1 protein-coding gene is annotated in these 368 nt (G+C 38.3%); it reads right to left on the bottom strand.

Annotated elements, in window-relative coordinates:
* Positions 1-14: 14 nt before the first annotated feature.
* A partial coding sequence (gene traM, locus LZP73_RS19440) for a conjugal transfer relaxosome DNA-binding protein TraM (RefSeq protein WP_267960256.1) occupies positions 15-368 on the bottom strand: 354 nt, incomplete at its 5' end.

Here is a 368-nt window from a genome sequence, read left to right as displayed (position 1 = left end):
CTTTTAATTCCTTTTTATTCCTCATCATTTTCTGGAAAGAACCTCTCCATCTCAGATGACACCTTATCCCTGATATCTTCGACCATATTCGCATATTCAAACTTTGGATTCCCGGAAACATGAGGGCTTAGTGACTCAATACCTAAAATCTTAGCAACTGTTGACTGTGTTTTTACCGCACATTCAAGAAGTACCTTATTAAACTCAGCCTGATTGAACGCTGACTCTTTACGCTCCATCTGAGCCTCATGTACACGAAGCCCTAATTCGAGAAGCATAGTGGATATGCTTGAGAAACTTACATCTGTACTTTTAGCTCCTTCTGCACGTCTTCTTTCCACAATTTTATTTATTTTATAGACAATTTC

The organism is Shewanella sp. AS16 (assembly GCF_021412365.1).
Taxonomy (GTDB): Bacteria; Pseudomonadota; Gammaproteobacteria; order Enterobacterales; family Shewanellaceae; genus Shewanella; species Shewanella salipaludis.
The sequence above is the reverse complement of the archived record's forward strand: the minus strand, read 5'-3'. Positions and strand labels throughout refer to the sequence as shown.